General features: G+C 53.5%; 14 protein-coding genes. 8 read left to right on the top strand and 6 right to left on the bottom strand.

The genetic code is table 11. The features are described 5' to 3' along the window. Nucleotides 1-41 precede the first annotated feature (41 nt). Nucleotides 42-707 (bottom strand): vWA domain-containing protein, encoded by a 666-nt coding sequence (locus MT343_RS16020; protein ID WP_145466473.1) that lies wholly within the window; start codon nucleotides 705-707, stop codon nucleotides 42-44. 18 nt (nucleotides 708-725) lie between these two features. Then, on the bottom strand, nucleotides 726-2,270 hold the full coding sequence (locus tag MT343_RS16015; protein WP_145466472.1) for a hypothetical protein: 1,545 nt from the start codon (nucleotides 2,268-2,270) through the stop codon (nucleotides 726-728). Nucleotides 2,271-2,462: 192 nt separating this feature from the next. On the opposite strand from MT343_RS16015, the gene MT343_RS16010 reads away from it, so the two are divergent. From MT343_RS16010 to MT343_RS16000, 3 genes are all read left to right on the top strand, one after another. Next, on the top strand, nucleotides 2,463-3,278 hold the full coding sequence (locus MT343_RS16010; RefSeq protein WP_145466471.1) for a response regulator transcription factor: 816 nt from the start codon (nucleotides 2,463-2,465) through the stop codon (nucleotides 3,276-3,278). A 65-nt stretch (nucleotides 3,279-3,343) separates the two neighbouring features. Next, nucleotides 3,344-5,017 carry a sensor histidine kinase gene (locus MT343_RS16005; protein WP_145466470.1) on the top strand — a complete coding sequence of 558 codons (1,674 nt, stop codon included), beginning with the start codon at nucleotides 3,344-3,346 and terminating at the stop codon, nucleotides 5,015-5,017. Nucleotides 5,018-5,132: 115 nt separating this feature from the next. Continuing rightward, the gene (locus MT343_RS16000) at nucleotides 5,133-5,894 is read left to right on the top strand and encodes a GGDEF domain-containing protein (RefSeq protein ID WP_145466469.1); all 762 of its coding nucleotides are present in this window, start codon (nucleotides 5,133-5,135) and stop codon (nucleotides 5,892-5,894) included. 9 nt (nucleotides 5,895-5,903) lie between these two features. Here MT343_RS16000 and MT343_RS15995 read toward each other — a convergent pair whose 3' ends face one another. Further along, complete coding sequence (locus MT343_RS15995; RefSeq protein ID WP_145466468.1) at nucleotides 5,904-6,941, bottom strand: AraC family transcriptional regulator; 1,038 nt, start codon at nucleotides 6,939-6,941, stop codon at nucleotides 5,904-5,906. 143 nt (nucleotides 6,942-7,084) lie between these two features. Between MT343_RS15995 and MT343_RS15990 the strand changes: the two genes are divergently transcribed. Next, the gene (locus MT343_RS15990; RefSeq protein WP_145466467.1) at nucleotides 7,085-8,668 is read left to right on the top strand and encodes a flavin-containing monooxygenase; all 1,584 of its coding nucleotides are present in this window, start codon (nucleotides 7,085-7,087) and stop codon (nucleotides 8,666-8,668) included. A 76-nt stretch (nucleotides 8,669-8,744) separates the two neighbouring features. Here MT343_RS15990 and MT343_RS15985 read toward each other — a convergent pair whose 3' ends face one another. Further along, nucleotides 8,745-9,752: a 2-dehydropantoate 2-reductase gene (locus MT343_RS15985; protein WP_145466466.1), complete on the bottom strand. Its 1,008-nt coding sequence runs from the start codon at nucleotides 9,750-9,752 to the stop codon at nucleotides 8,745-8,747. A gap of 88 nt (nucleotides 9,753-9,840) precedes the next feature. Then, on the bottom strand, nucleotides 9,841-10,296 hold the full coding sequence (locus MT343_RS15980; RefSeq protein WP_145466465.1) for a YaiI/YqxD family protein: 456 nt from the start codon (nucleotides 10,294-10,296) through the stop codon (nucleotides 9,841-9,843). A gap of 233 nt (nucleotides 10,297-10,529) precedes the next feature. Between MT343_RS15980 and MT343_RS15975 the strand changes: the two genes are divergently transcribed. From MT343_RS15975 to MT343_RS15965, 3 genes are all read left to right on the top strand, one after another. After that, complete coding sequence (locus MT343_RS15975; RefSeq protein WP_145466464.1) at nucleotides 10,530-11,384, top strand: metal-dependent hydrolase; 855 nt, start codon at nucleotides 10,530-10,532, stop codon at nucleotides 11,382-11,384. Nucleotides 11,385-11,559: 175 nt separating this feature from the next. Continuing rightward, nucleotides 11,560-12,285, top strand: a complete 726-nt coding sequence (locus MT343_RS15970) for a substrate-binding periplasmic protein (RefSeq protein ID WP_145466463.1) — start codon at nucleotides 11,560-11,562, stop codon at nucleotides 12,283-12,285. Between the two features lie 104 nt (nucleotides 12,286-12,389). After that, nucleotides 12,390-13,043 carry a DsbA family oxidoreductase gene (locus MT343_RS15965; RefSeq protein WP_145466462.1) on the top strand — a complete coding sequence of 218 codons (654 nt, stop codon included), beginning with the start codon at nucleotides 12,390-12,392 and terminating at the stop codon, nucleotides 13,041-13,043. 10 nt (nucleotides 13,044-13,053) lie between these two features. On the opposite strand, the gene MT343_RS15960 is transcribed toward MT343_RS15965, so the two are convergent. Beyond that, entirely contained in the window at nucleotides 13,054-13,914 is an 861-nt protein-coding gene (locus MT343_RS15960) for an EamA family transporter (protein ID WP_145466461.1), read from the bottom strand. Between the two features lie 37 nt (nucleotides 13,915-13,951). On the opposite strand from MT343_RS15960, the gene MT343_RS15955 reads away from it, so the two are divergent. Continuing rightward, nucleotides 13,952-14,422 carry a DUF6314 family protein gene (locus tag MT343_RS15955; RefSeq protein WP_145466460.1) on the top strand — a complete coding sequence of 157 codons (471 nt, stop codon included), beginning with the start codon at nucleotides 13,952-13,954 and terminating at the stop codon, nucleotides 14,420-14,422. The last annotated feature ends 31 nt before the right edge of the window (nucleotides 14,423-14,453 follow it).

Below are 14,453 nucleotides of genomic sequence, written 5' to 3'. Positions count from 1 at the left end.
ACGCGCCAGTCACCGCCGCCTTCTATGACCAGGTAATTGGGTCAGTTAGCGACGATCAGCTTATCCATACGTTCCAGATCGTTAATCACGCGCCAGTCACCGCCACCTTCTATGACCCGGTGCTGCCAGTTTGCGAGTCGGTTGAGGTAGTCCCGCGGGTCAATGTTATCGCTGCGTAGCTTAGTGACATTGAGAGCAACCACGTGAATGTTATCCAGACTAATTGGAAAGTTTCTAATGTGATCATGGGGTAAATCCTCTTCTAAATCGGAAAAAATAAAGACGTATTTATTACCGGCACCGGTTTCGTTCAGATATTGCGTGGCCTGCAGCACACCGCCGGTGATGTCGGTATTGGCGCTGCCCTTTTTCAGGTTGGCGGCGAACTCATCCATGGCCAGCTTGAACTGACGTTTCTGATCGTTGGCGGTGCTGGGGCGCATATCGAAAGTGGTTTTGGCGATGATGTCTTTCTCGCTGAAACTGCCACTGTCGATACGGGCCACGGCAATGGAATCGCCACTGTCGAGGTTGGCCAGCAGGTAGTTGAGGATGGCCTGTGCTTTGTTCAGCTCCTGGGTGTAAGTGCCCGAGGTGTCGATCAGCAGATAGACCGCTTTATTCTGTGGTGCCTGCTCGCCGCAACCGCTGAGCAGTAAGCTCAGGGGCAGGGCAGCGGTGGCAACAAGGCGTTTGAAGCTATTCATAATCGTCACTCCTCTGATTCAGGCGACAGCTACAGCCGCGTCGCCACTGTTGTTTTTGCTGCGGCCTTTACGGCTGCGTTTTTCTTCGGCGGCCACATCCGGGATGACATCGGCCAGCTCATCGGTGGTCTGGCTGTCGTCAAACTGCACCGCAGTTGCCGCTTCGCGCTTGCGACTGAACAGACGCTCGATGCTTAACGGCAGCATGATCAGCAGGTCGTAGGCGTGGGTCAGCAGGGTAGCGCTGTCACCGGCCAGGTTACCGAGCAGGCGGGTGGCAATGGCGACCAGGCGGATCATGGCGACCAGTGCCAGACCCAGCACGGTGCGCAGCGAGTGAATAAAGGACTCCAGCGGGATGGCGATAAAGGCCAGCGCAAACGGCAGGATAAAGCCCATCACCATTTGCCCGATGGATGGAATCCAGCGGAATTCCGCATTGCTGGCTGCTACGCCGGAAGCATTCGCCGCCATGCTCAGTGATTGCTGCAGGGCTTCTTTATCCAGCGCCAGCAGGTCACGCATATAGGCCAGTGAAGCTTCGATACCGGCAAGAATGCACAGGATGCTGAGGCTGATAATCATCATGCGGCGGCGCATCTGATCATCCATGCTGCTGATGATCGGAAACAGACGGGTAATGCGCAGTGATTCCAGCAAAAACAGGCCCATCGCAATCTCAATCAGAATGATCACCAGTGCGGCAATATCTGAGGTTTTTACGCCACCGATATAGCTGGTTCCACCCACCATTTCCGACATCGGCATGGCGATCAGCTGGAAGTTGATCAGGCCACCGAGCAGGGCAATGGTCAGCACAAGACCGGCAATAAAGAACTGGGTCAGCGAGCTGGACGTCAGGCTGCGTACCGCCGCATCTTCACCGCGGCGCACTTCTTCATAGTGCTGCATCTGCTTGTCGAGCTGGTGGGTACGGTTATCGAGGTTATCGATAGTGCGTGCCACCTCGTCCATTTTGCCGTTCAGCGTGCGCCATTCCGGCTGCATTTTTGCCAGCAGTTTGTGGCGCTGATCGGCGCTGGCCTGCCAGGTTTTCAGGGTTTCTTTATGGGTGTCGTGCACCGCGTCTTTAATATTGCTGAGAATCTTGGCGACCGCAGGATCACCATGGCTGGGCAGCGTGGCAATGGTATTCACCACTTCACCCCAGGCCGGTGGCAGCGGCGCGCTGTCGCCGGCTTCGCGGTAGCTGTTCTCGACATTGTCGATGGCGGTGCTGATCTGGCGGTGCAGTGCCGGATAGCCGGATAAATCGCGCGCCACCAGAGTCTGGATGCGGGTAAATTCGCGTTCGATACGGCGTTCGGCATCGTTGCGTGCGGCGGCCAGTAATACTTCGCGGTTACGCTTACCCAGCTGGCGTTCCAGCTGGCTCAGAGCACGGCTGGCCATGCGCAGCATATGACGCAGACCCTGACCACTGCTGAGCAGGATACGGTGTGCCGGGTTGCGGCCGAAATACAGCAGGGTCATCGCCAGCACCAGCCAGATGGCGGCGGATACAGCGCTGTTGGCGGACCAGAGAGTGAGTAGGTCATTCATGATTCTGTCCTCGTGTTGCTCGGAAAAGGTGGCTGCGGAGAGCCGATGAATACAGATTGCGTTATGCCGGTGAAAAATCGGTGAGAAGAATGTGATTTCTGTCGCGCCGGTTGTGTCCGGGCGTCTGCACCGGCGGCGGCTGGTGGTATGCTCGGAACCGGCCTGTTAACAGGCCCTGCAGGAGAGGAAGAGATGATCAAAATTTTCTGGGTCGAAGATCAGAGCCACTGGATCGACAAGTTCCGGGCCTTGCTGGAGCGTACCGACTTTGCCCCCGGTGCCGAAGCCGATCTGCCGGACGCTGAGCACAATAAGCTTGAGGTGTTTAAGTTTTCTGAAGCGGCACTGGCGCGTATCAGCCAGACCGATGACGCCGATGCGCCGCATATCGCGATTCTCGATGCCAGCCTGAACGGTAACGACGATGGCGGTTTCAGTGTGTCGCGTGCGCTGCTGAAAAAGTGGCCGGCACTGCCGATTGTGTTTTTATCCGAGCACTCCGGCACCGGTATTGAGCAGAAAGCCTTTGAACAGGGCGTAACCCAGGATTTTATTGCCAAGCATCAGCGAAATATCGAAGGGGTTTTACTGTGGCGCATGAAAGCTCTGTTACGCCAGAGCCTGACTCCGGCGGCGAATAAAAAATCTCAGCTGGTCAGCGGCGAATTACGCATTGATCTGGTCAGCTGGGAAGTATGGTGGAAGGGCCAGAAATTAATGAATCCGGCCAATCAGGCCCGGCCTCTGGCGCCGACACCGCGCAAGATTCTGCGCTTTCTGGTGGAGGCGTCACCTCGTCCGGTCACTACACTGCAAATGGCGGAATGGCTGGATGCCGATCTGGAAAAATTTTCCTACGCCAATTATCGCCAGCATATTAAAACCCTGCGTAAATCGCTGGCACTGGCTCATGGTGATGAAGAAGCCTTTATGAATTTATGCAAAGCCGGGCAGGGTATTGCCACCTTTGGCGCCGAAGGCGCCTATTTATGGAAAGCACCGGCCTGAGATAAACAGGCTCAGGCCAGCCGCTAAAGACTGATATCTGCGTAAAACAGTTAAACGGAGCAGCAATGAAAGACAGCAACAGCGCGGAAGAGACTCTGCAGACGGAAGACCGCGGCGATAAATTTATCTTCCGTATCCGTTATCCGTGGCGCACCTTACTGGCAGCGAAATTATTGCTGTTTTATGCCTTGTTGCTGTTGTCACCAGCGCTGGCCGATATGCTGAAAATACCGGCGTTTATTTTCAGTACACAGTATTTCAGTGCTGCCTTTGCTGCCTTTTTAATTCTTGCCTGGCTGGATTTTCGCCATTTCAGCCGTCAGCAGCGCAAGGTCAAAGCGAGTCTGCAGCAATTGTGGAACAGCAAACGTCAGCTGCAGCAGCGGGCGCAGACCTCGGCCAGTCATACCGACAAGCTGAAACTCTTTATCAGCGATAAATTGCTGGAATATATGGAGTACGACGAAAAATACCTGCACTTTAAAAGCATCGCCGCTGAGGTACGTCATAACGGTGTCATTTCGTTCGATAAGGTGCAATCGGCTCTCACCTATGCCGCCAGTCACAGCCTGCCGGATGAGCAGGGGAATAATGCGCTGCTGTATCAGCAGGCGCTGGTGGGCATGCGCTATTTATGGGATTTACTCGATTTATCCACCACCGACAATATGGCGCTGCATATCGGTGCCAATGTCAGTCGCTGTGAAGAATTATTATTTCAGGCGGAGTTACAGGGCAGCGCCTTAAGTGAGCTGCCACTGGTGCCCACTTTCGATCCGCAGCGGGCGCTGCTGGATACCCTGACGCTGCATCTGGGCGTCACCCTGTGCGATGAACAGGGCAATCCGGAGCCGGCATTTTTATACGACGCCGACGCTCTGGCGCAGTTGTCTGCACAACAGAACAAACCGTTATTACTCACCGACAGCGAAGGCCTCTACCGCATTGAGTTACAGCCCTGTGACGAGCTGCTGGGTAACGCCAATCACATTGTTTTATTGCTGGAAAATCTGCTGCGCAATGCCCAGTTCTTTGCCACCAAACGTCAGTACAAAAGCCGCTTTGCGCCGATTGCTATCCGCCTGTGGGAAGCACAGCAATGCTTATGTGTGAGTATCTATAACCGTGGCCCGCATATCAGTGATGAATCCCGTGAGCAGATTTTTCAGTTGGGCTTTTCCACCCGCCGTGCGCGAGAACATAACGGTAAAGGTCTGGGACTGTATTTTGCTCAGCAGATTGTGCAGGGCTTTGATGGTGATATCGGTTTCGACAATATTCATAACCACAGCGAGCTGTACCACCTGCGCATCGAACTGGCCGGTGGCGAAGTGCAGAACCTGAATCTGGAGGTGACGCTGAACGCTGCCGGTGAACCACAGGTGTGCCTGGCTGACAGTAATGCCGAGGCCGAAAAACAATGGGAATTGCGTGCAGAAAAACGGCTGCACAGTATTGAGGTCAGCAGCCGCAGTAATCCGCAGGTTGCGCGCCTGACGCTGGTGGAAGGCACAAGCCAGTGGTTTGATCCGCACAATCCGGCGCAGCCGCAATGGCTGATCAGCCTGAGCGGGCGCAAAGCCGACCTGCTCAGTTTTATGCCGCTCGATATCCGTGGCGTGCAGTTCAGTGTGCGCTTACCAACCCTCAACGGCAGGCTCGACGGGGTGGGTGCTGCGGGTCTGGAACCGGATGTGGACGAGCTGGGGGCGGGGCTGCGGGCGCCGGATGACTTCTGACATATTTGTCACTCCAACATCCGGCAAATGGCTGATCTTCGGCTAAACTTTGAGCGTTAACCGGCCCGGGGCCGTGCGCTTTTAGCGTGTCACAACAACAAACATAAGTGGACAGATGAGCGACGCAACGTCATCCGGACAATCGCAAAGCAGTAATCAGACGATCCCCGCATGTCCGGTCGGGGAGCTGAGCTGCCCCTTTATTGATGAAGTGCAGTTGCTGCGCGAACAGGTGGCAACCGATCCGCTGACAGGGCTTTATAATCTGCGGCATTTCCGTGAAGCGCTGGAACAGGAGCTGGAACGTACCCAGCGTACCCTGATGTCGACAGCGCTGATGATGGTCGATCTCGATCACTTTAAATCCATTAACGATACCTGGGGCCATCCCGCTGGCGACGAAGTACTGAAACAGACCGCGCGTTTAATCCGCGACAGTACACGCAAACTGGATGTGCAGTGCCGTTATGGCGGTGAAGAGTTTGTCATTATTCTGCCTTCCACCGAGCTGATGCTGGCGGTGCAGGTGGCTGAACGATTACGGGAGAATATTGCTTCCACACTGGTGCGCATTGATGGTGGTGAGTTGCAGATTACTGCCAGCATCGGGCTGGCATTACACAGTGCCCAGCAGCCGCACAGCGCCAGCAGCCTGATTGGCCGAGCCGATCATTACCTGTATCAGGCTAAACGTCAGGGACGTAATCAGGTCTGCTTTGAACATCCGGATATGGCTGAAACCGCCGTCAGTGGAGATGAAAAAAGCCTGCTGCACGATTTATTCGGCGGTGCTGACAGTCAGGATGATGCTGACGACTTTATCGGTGATGGCGAAGAATTTATGGCCGCCGACGACAGCGCCTGGCCTGCGGAATAGCAGCGCAATTCAGGCGCCGGGCTCTGTCTTTTCTGCTGTTTGTTTGCGGTACTGTGCCGGAGTAATGTTCTGCCATTTTTTAAAGGCATGAATAAATCCTGCTGCCTCAGAATAACCCAATAATAACGCTATTTTTTCCACACTGTGGGATGAATGTCTGAGTAAATGGCAGGCTTTTTCTGCCCGCACGTTATCCAGAATCTGCTGAAAACTCAGCCCTTCGTCGCTTAATAAACGGCGGAACTGACGCTCGCTTAAACCAAAGGTTGCGGCACAGTCTTTAATGGCAGGAAAGCGCTGGCTGAACATCGTCAGATACTGTTTTAAGCGTTCGCTTAATGCTTCTGTCCGCACCTGGCTGCGTTGCTTTATGATTTCTTCGCACTGACCACGATAGAGTTCCAGTGCCGTGGCATTGGCGCCGGGAAAGGGCAGGCGCAATACCTCCAGCGGCAGCACAAAGGCTGCCTCATCACAGCCAAACTCTACCGGACACTGGAATTTTTCGCGGTAGGCTGCGGCTTCTGCCGGCTGCAGATAAGGCATGCGAATGGCCAGCGGTTTCAGATTACGGCCCAGCATGGTCTGCATGATATTAAGAAAATGCCAGGTACCGGCCACATCACGGTCAACAATAAAACGCTGCAGATGATCGGGCAGAGGATAGGGCTTCAGTTTTAACAGTACGGTATCGCCATCGAGCTGATAATCCAGCTCGCTGAACAGGTAGCTCAGCTGCTGATATTTAATGCCCAGGGCAAAGGCCTCATACACCGAACTGCAGCTCATCAGCATCATGGCAAAAGCGCCATAACTCGACAGTCCAAAGGTAGAGCCGATGGTGATGGCCGCCAGCGGATCGTGCTGAATCCGGTCGGCAAATTCGGCCAGAATCGCCAGCTCATCGGCCTGACTGATGGTGGCATTGGCATCCAGATGCGCCTGCTGTAAGCCATGACGGGCAAGGATGGCTTCGGTATCCAGCTGGTAATGCTGGCGCAGCTGTTCGACGGTAAAGGTCAGGGCGAGAATGGAGCGCAGGGTCATAATGGCCGTTTTTATCAATTTATTGTTTTTTCCAGCATAGCCACAGCGACCGCCGGAAACGTAGATTCAGATCATGGCCGCAGCCGCTTTGCAGGAAAAGCCCTCTCCGGCGGCCTGAGCGAATAACAATAAAGGTGAACATCATGACGCAGCAAAAACATACCCAGGATTCTCAGCAGGCTTTACCGGCAACCACCGACGTTGTCATTGTCGGTGCCGGTTTTGGTGGTTTGTGTATGGGCATTCAGCTGAAAGAAGCGGGCATCAGGGATTTTATTATTCTGGAAAAAGCCGATGAGGTTGGCGGCACCTGGCGTGACAATACCTATCCGGGCTGTGCCTGTGATGTGCAGTCGCATTTGTACTCGTACTCCTTTGCCGGTAATCCGGAGTGGAGCAAACGATATGCGTCCTGGCATGAAATTCAGGATTACATTTTAAAAACTACCGACGATTATCAGATGCGCCCTTTTATCCGCTTTGGCCATGAGGTAAACCGCAGCCAGTTTGACAGTAAAACCGGGCTGTGGACCATCGACACCAAAGGCGGTGCAGAAATCCGCGCGCGTTATTTTGTACTGGCCTCGGGTCCGCTGCATCACCCGGCGATTCCGGATATTCCCGGCCTGGACAGTTTTAAAGGCAAGGTCATGCATTCTGCACGCTGGGATCATGGCTATGATCTCAACGGCAAGCGCGTCGCGTCCATTGGTACCGGTGGCAGCGCGGTGCAGTATTTGCCGGAAATTGCGCCGCAGGTGCAGCAGCTGGATGTTTATCAGCGTTCTCCGGCCTGGGTTATTCCACGTGATGAGCGCCGCTATGGTGAAATCCGCAAGACCCTGTTCCGCAACTTTCCCGCGCTGCGCAAGCTGCACCGTGCGCGTTTATATATCACCAATGAAATGCGGGTCTGGCCGATTTTCCATCCGCGTCTTGCCGTTGCCTTACAGAGTCTGGCGAAGCTGTTTATCCGCATGAAAGTAAAAGACCCGGCGGTGCGTAAAAAGCTGACACCGGATTACACCATTGGCTGTAAGCGCATTCTGATTTCCAATAAATATTACCCGACCTTTAACCGCAGTAATGTCGATCTGATTACCGACGGTATTCAGGAAATCCGTGAGCACAGCATTGTCGACCGCAATGGCGTTGAACGTCCCTGCGATACCATTATTCTCGGCACCGGGTTTATCGTTGATCCGCGTGGTTTTATGAAGGACTTTACGCTGGACGGACTGCCGGGGCACAGCATTATGAAAGACTGGGCAGATGGTGCCGAAGGCTATCTGGGGACTGTGGTATCCGGTTTTCCGAACCTGTTCCAGCTGGTTGGCCCTAATACGGCGCTGGGCCACAATTCGATTATTTTTATGATCGAATCTCAGGTGAATTACATTATCCAGTGTATTAAAAAGGTTCAGGAAAAAGGCGTTGATTACTTTAATGTTAAAATCGAAGAGCAGAATAAATACAACGCTGAAATTCAGGGGCGGATGAAAAATACGGTCTGGACCTCCGGCTGTAAGAGCTGGTATCAGCAGGCGGACGGCAAAAACTTTACCATCTGGCCATCCTCCACGCTGGAATACCGTGCGCGCACGAAAAAGGTATTTGCACCGCATTTTGACTGGGTCAGTATTGCGGCTCAGAAAACCGAAGTGGTGGCAGATAAAACGGAGAAAAGTGCCGGTAAAGAGAAGAAATCAGAACCCGCATCGGTCTGACACAATAAAGGCCTGCGGTGCAGGCCTTTATTTTATCCATCCCTTTACCTATCCACTCTTTTACTTACCCGCGCCTTTATCCACCCCTGCGAATCTCCAGCTCCAGTTCGCGGGAGCTTAAGCCCTGCTGGCGTTTACCGCTTTCCACTTCGTGAATCAGACGGCAAAGGGTGCGGTTTACCGGCGTAGACACGCCCAGCTTTTCACCTTCGGCGGCAACGGCGCCATTGAGGAAATAAATTTCGGTCAGACGCTTCTGCTGCAGGTCTTCCCACATCGATGAGCGCGCCTGCGGATCAATTTCCAGCATCTTTTTCGCCAGCCGGTGAAAGATAAAATCCGGGCTGTTAATCAGGCCGGGTAATAATGCCGGTGGCAGTGCGGTCATGCGTGCCAGACTGATGCCTTTTTTGGCGGCGACGGCTGCCAGTTCTTTCATGGCACCACTCAGCACGCGGCGGTAACCACGCTGTTCCAGTTCCTGCTTCAGCGGAATATCGGCCAGCGCATTAATGGCATTGTTTAAATTAAGCTGCAGTTTGCCCCAGGCAACCGACTGGAAATCGCGTTCCAGCAGGCAGGGAATCTGCTGTTCGAGCAAGGCATCACGGATCGGCATAAAGGCATCGTCGTCGCTCAGATGAACTGCGCCGTCGGTACCGCGGTGAAAGTGACCGTTGTCCTGATGCAGTACGTTGAAGCCAACAATCCCCTGAGACACCAGCAGTTGCGGACATTGTTCGCGCACCACGCGGTCGCTGCCGAGGCCATTCTGCAGACAGATAACCCGGGTACCGGGACGGCAATAGTGCGCCAGCGCGGCGGCAGCCTGCTCCATGGCCAGGCATTTGAGGGTCACCAGAACGATATCGGCCTGAGCCAGTGCCGCTTCTTTATGCTCGAAGGAAATGCCGCTAACCAGCTGATCACCACCGATATAGTCGCTGATATGAATACCGCCGGCCTGTTTTATTTCTTCCTGAATACGGGGTCTGCCCAGCAGGGTAACCGACAGTCCTTCAAGATGCAGGGCTGCACCCAGATAGCAGCCGATGGAACCGGCACCATAAACAACAATGTGCATAAACGGATCTCTTCATCGCGGGAGTTGCAGTGTGCGTTGCTTTACTACTGTCTAACAAGTAATGAGTGTGTGAACTGGTTCGCACTTTTCAGGCTTTTTTTTGTTTTACCAGCCAGCGGTCGAGGGCATTGGCAAACTGGGCTTTATCGCGTTCGGAGAACGCTGCCGGGCCTCCGCTTTGTATGCCGCTGGAGCGCAGGGTTTCCATAAAATCGCGCATATTCAGGCGCTGGCGGATGGTTTCCGGAGTGTAGGTTTCACCGCGGTTATTGAGAGCCAGTGCCTGTTTTTCAATAACTTCTGCGGCCAGTGGAATATCCTGGGTAATCACCAGATCGCCGGCACTGCAGCGCTGCACAATCAGGTTGTCGGCAACATCGAAACCGGCTTCTACCTGCACTGCTTTAAGAAAGGGAGATGGCGGCAGTGGCACGGCATGGTTGGCAACAAAATACGCCGTCATGCCGGTACGGACAGCGGCTTTGCAGATCACATCACGAACAGGGCGTGGTGTGGCGTCGGCATCAACCCAGATGGTGGGCATAAAGAGTGTCCTTTAGTCTGCGAATAGTCATTATTTTCTGATTGGGCCAATCAGGCGGGAGTATTGTGCCAATCTGTGTGGGATCAGGCCAGTTTGGCGTTTATTCACCTGTGCGTTAAGCGGGTGAGGGCATAGTTTTAACCGCACACAACAAAACAGCAACGCGTAAATGCACCAGAGCTGCTTGTAAACATAACAATAAATGCTCTCACATTTCAGATGAGGATCCGCTGATGAATACATCTGTAACTACCCGTACTCCGGCCGATGTGGAAATTAAACCACGGCGCATGCATTTTCCTTTTGGCAATATCAAAGAGCGTTTTTTCTTTGCCGGAAACTCTCTCTTATCCGTATTTTTTGGTGCACTGTCTTCGACCTTTCCGCCGGGGGAGGCAGAATTTATTGCATCGGTGCGGCAGTATCGTGACCGTATTACCGATCCCTCATTAAAAGAACAGATCCGTGGATTTATCGGTCAGGAAGGCCACCACAGCCATCAGCACAAGCAGATTAATGAAGCGCTGCGGAACCTGGGGATTGAGGCGGTTAAGCTGGAGCATCATCTGGAGCGTGATCTTCAGCGTTTTACCCGGCGCAAATTCGCAACACCGAAATTCCGTTTGGCTATGACAGTGGGCATGGAACATATGACTGCGATTATGGCGGAATTCGTGCTGCAGAATCCGGAAGTACTGGAGCCACTGGAAGAGTCTGTACGAGATCTTCTGTACTGGCACGCCGTTGAAGAAATTGAACATAAAGCCGTGGCTTTTGATGTGTATATGCAGATGGAAGGCGACCGCAAATATCTGCGCCGTGTACTGAAACTGGCGACCTTTATGTTTAATGTGCGTATCGCGTTATACATGGTGGCATTGCTGTGGTGGGCGCGTAAATTTCCTTCCTGGAGCGATATCAAAGGTTTCCGTCGCTTTATGTACGGTAACAAAGGAATGCTGACGAATATCCGCCAGCCATACCGTGATTTCTTTAAGGAAAGTTTTCACCCCTGGGATCACGACAACCGTGCTCTGATTGAAAAGTGGCAGAATGAACTGCGCCGCGAAGATCCTCAGCCGGCATAAGTTGCAGCCGGGGATTCTTTACAGGGCGTAATCACTGCAGGGTTACAAAATGGGTCATCGGGCGATAGCCTGACAGGCTACGCTGAGGGAGAACGGATCATGCCGTTCTCCTGCCTTCTCTCTGGCGGGTTGAATACGTGGTGCCGTATTTTTTTGGCTGCGCCGGAGGCCCGATATGAAATCTGCTTTTCTGCTGTTACTCAGTTTGTGCATTATCCCGACCGCTGCCGCCCGTGATTACGTGGTCGGCGTAGAGAACCTGGAATACAGCCCGATTTATGCCACCAATAATGGCAAATATGAGGGCTACGCCCGCGATCTTCTTGATGCGTTTGGCAAAGCTTCCGGGCATACCTTCAGCTATCGTCCGTTACCGGTAAAACGTCTTTTTGCTGATTTTTTAGGCGGTAAGCTCGACTTTAAATATCCGGATAACCCGCAATGGGCTGCGTCGGAACGCGGTGATAAAACGCTGTATTACAGCGAGGTAACGCTGGTGGCCACTGATGGTGTCATGGTGGCTGCGGCACGCGAGCCGGGTAAAACCCTGACCAGACTGGTCACCATTCGTGGCTTTACACCCTGGGTGTATATGGATGCCATTGGTAAGGGCAGCATCGCCTTGCAGGAGGTTAATGATCTGGATGCAGCACTCAGCAGCGTGCTGGCTGGCCGTGCCGAAGGGGCTTATGGCAATGTGGTGGTTGCTGCCAAACGTCTGCAAGAAAATGGTCAGGCGGGGGCATTGGTGTTTGACCGTGAACTGCCTTATGCCGATGCCGATTTCAGTTTATCGACGATGGCCCATCCGCAGGTTATCGACGAATTTAACGCCTTTCTGCGTGACCAGGCGGACCTGGTCGCTGCACTGAAAAAGCGTCATGGCGTCGATATTGATTAATGCCCGGAAAACAGCGGCCAACAGGTAAAACTGTTGCACTGGCATGACTGGTCAGGCACAGAAGAGACGGTCATACTGGCCGCTTTTCTGTGGCGGAATCCCGTATGAAAACCACTCTCCGTATTGATATTGTCTCCGATGTTATGTGTCCGTGGTGTGCGATTGGCTATGCCAGTCTGCGTCAGGCGCTGACGGCAATGGAGGACAAAATTGTCGCCGATATTCACTGGCAACCCTTTGAACTGAACCCGGATATGCCGGCCGAAGGGCAGAACCTGCGTGAACATCTGGCAGAAAAATACGGCAGCAGCGACGAGGAAAGCCGCGCTAACCGTGAGCGTATTACGCAGATGGGTGCCGGTTTGGGCTTTACCTTTAATTTCCGCGATGAACAGCGCATTCTCAACACTTTTGCCGCACATCAACTGTTGCACTGGGCGGCGGAGCAGGGCAAACAAACCGAGCTGAAGATGGCGTTGTTTACGGCTTATTTCCGTGATGGACGCGATGTCAGTAACACTGAAGAATTATGTGCGATTGCGGCAGAAACCGGGCTGGATGCCGGAGAAGCGGCTGCCGTACTGGCGGAAGAGCGCTATGCCAACACCATCCGTGCCACCCAGCAGCAGTGGCAGGAAGTGGGTATCCGCTCGGTGCCGGCGGTTATTCTTAATCAGAAATACCTGATTTCCGGCGCTCAGCCGCCGGAAAGTTACGTTAAAGCCTTAACCGAAATCCTGTTTGCCGCCGACGAATAGTCCGTTCGTGTCAGCCGTTATTTTTCTGATAACGGCTGACCAGCCACAGCGCCAGCATCATCACCGCAGCGCCCGCTGCCAGCCGTAACACATCGGTATCGCGGTTCCAGATCAGCAGATTAACAATCAAACCCGCCGGAATCAGCGCATTATTCATAATCGCCAGCTGACCACTACTGACTCTGGTCGCACCCAGGTTCCAGAAAAAATACCCCAGCCCTGAAGCGACAATCCCCAGCCATAACAGAATGCCCCACTGCAGTGAGCTGGCCGGGTATTTATCCCCGCCCAGTAGCAGCCAGGCCGGCAGCACAACCAGCAGTGCGCCCAGATAAAACCAGCCAAAACTCTGATGCTGAACCAGCGGCCGTGAAGAAGGCCAGGTTTCCAGCAGACGTTTGTACAGCACCTGACCGCTGGCAAAGCAGAGGTTGGCGCCCTGCACCACAAGGAAACCCAGCCAGAAATCCTGACTGAGCTGGTTATAGCGCATGATCGCGGCGCCAAGAATGGCAATGATGGCACTGAACAGATAAGCCGCGCGGAAACGCCGCGCCAGCAGGTCATAAATCAGAGTCACGTATACCGGCGTAAAAATGGTGAAAACCAACACCTCAGGTACGCTGAGCAGCAGGAAAGACTGGTAATAAAACAGATACATCAACCCTAGCTGGACGGCACCAATGGCCATTAAACGCACGGCCAGAGCTGGAGCAATGGGATTTCTGACAAGCCAGGGAATAAATATCAGAGAAGCGAGCACAACCCGGGTTAATACGGCAAAATAACTGTCGACCTGACCGGCCAGATAAACCCCGATCAGCGAGAAGGAAAAGGCCCAAAGCAGGGTAACGGCCCACAGAATTGGCATACCCGAACATCCATACAGAAGCAGTAAAGGCGGCAGCATGCAGCAAACACCGGAGCGAATCCAGCACCTGTGGAACCGGTTGGCAACCATTGGTGGTTTTACATACGAATCCCGTCCCGGGCCACGCTCGCTGACCGGCTGGCAGGGAGAAGGGCGCGGTCAGGTGCAGATAGACGACAGCAACGCTGATGAGCGGCATTTTATCGAGCAGGGCGAGTTTCAGCTGCAGAATGGCCAGATTGTTGAGATGCATAACCGGTTTATCTGGCGTAAGACAACCAGCGGAATTGTCCTCTCTCATGGACGCCGTGGTGAGCCGGTCTTTTTGTTCGAACTCATTCCAACGACTGATGGATTATGGAAAAGTGCGCAAGATCACGTTTGTATTAATGACTTATATTCCGGAGAGTTGCGCGAAAGTGCTAATGGCTTTGAGCTGACCTGGCACATCACCGGCCCGAAAAAAGATGAACATCTGTTTTATCGTTATTTTCCTGACAATTCGTAACACGAAAGAACCTTGAGTCATTACTCTAATC

It is taken from the genome of Venatorbacter sp. C2-1, from assembly GCF_022832715.1.
GTDB lineage: Bacteria > Pseudomonadota > Gammaproteobacteria > Pseudomonadales > Oceanobacteraceae > Venatoribacter > Venatoribacter alkanivorans.
This window is presented reverse-complemented; position numbering and strand designations above follow the sequence as displayed.

Excerpts from the sequence above, each read along its gene's own strand:
- MT343_RS15995 (WP_145466468.1), bottom strand. The coding sequence starts at position 6,941 with ATGACCCTGCGCTCCATTCTCGCCCTGACCTTTACCGTCGAACAGCTG.
- MT343_RS16000 (WP_145466469.1), top strand. The coding sequence starts at position 5,133 with ATGAGCGACGCAACGTCATCCGGACAATCGCAAAGCAGTAATCAGACG.
- MT343_RS16005 (WP_145466470.1), top strand. The coding sequence starts at position 3,344 with ATGAAAGACAGCAACAGCGCGGAAGAGACTCTGCAGACGGAAGACCGC.
- MT343_RS16010 (WP_145466471.1), top strand. The coding sequence starts at position 2,463 with ATGATCAAAATTTTCTGGGTCGAAGATCAGAGCCACTGGATCGACAAG.
- MT343_RS15975 (WP_145466464.1), top strand. The coding sequence starts at position 10,530 with ATGAATACATCTGTAACTACCCGTACTCCGGCCGATGTGGAAATTAAA.
- MT343_RS15985 (WP_145466466.1), bottom strand. The coding sequence starts at position 9,752 with ATGCACATTGTTGTTTATGGTGCCGGTTCCATCGGCTGCTATCTGGGT.
- MT343_RS15990 (WP_145466467.1), top strand. The coding sequence starts at position 7,085 with ATGACGCAGCAAAAACATACCCAGGATTCTCAGCAGGCTTTACCGGCA.
- MT343_RS16020 (WP_145466473.1), bottom strand. The coding sequence starts at position 707 with ATGAATAGCTTCAAACGCCTTGTTGCCACCGCTGCCCTGCCCCTGAGC.
- MT343_RS15955 (WP_145466460.1), top strand. The coding sequence starts at position 13,952 with ATGCAGCAAACACCGGAGCGAATCCAGCACCTGTGGAACCGGTTGGCA.
- MT343_RS15980 (WP_145466465.1), bottom strand. The coding sequence starts at position 10,296 with ATGCCCACCATCTGGGTTGATGCCGACGCCACACCACGCCCTGTTCGT.
- MT343_RS16015 (WP_145466472.1), bottom strand. The coding sequence starts at position 2,270 with ATGAATGACCTACTCACTCTCTGGTCCGCCAACAGCGCTGTATCCGCC.
- MT343_RS15960 (WP_145466461.1), bottom strand. The coding sequence starts at position 13,914 with ATGCCAATTCTGTGGGCCGTTACCCTGCTTTGGGCCTTTTCCTTCTCG.
- MT343_RS15970 (WP_145466463.1), top strand. The coding sequence starts at position 11,560 with ATGAAATCTGCTTTTCTGCTGTTACTCAGTTTGTGCATTATCCCGACC.
- MT343_RS15965 (WP_145466462.1), top strand. The coding sequence starts at position 12,390 with ATGAAAACCACTCTCCGTATTGATATTGTCTCCGATGTTATGTGTCCG.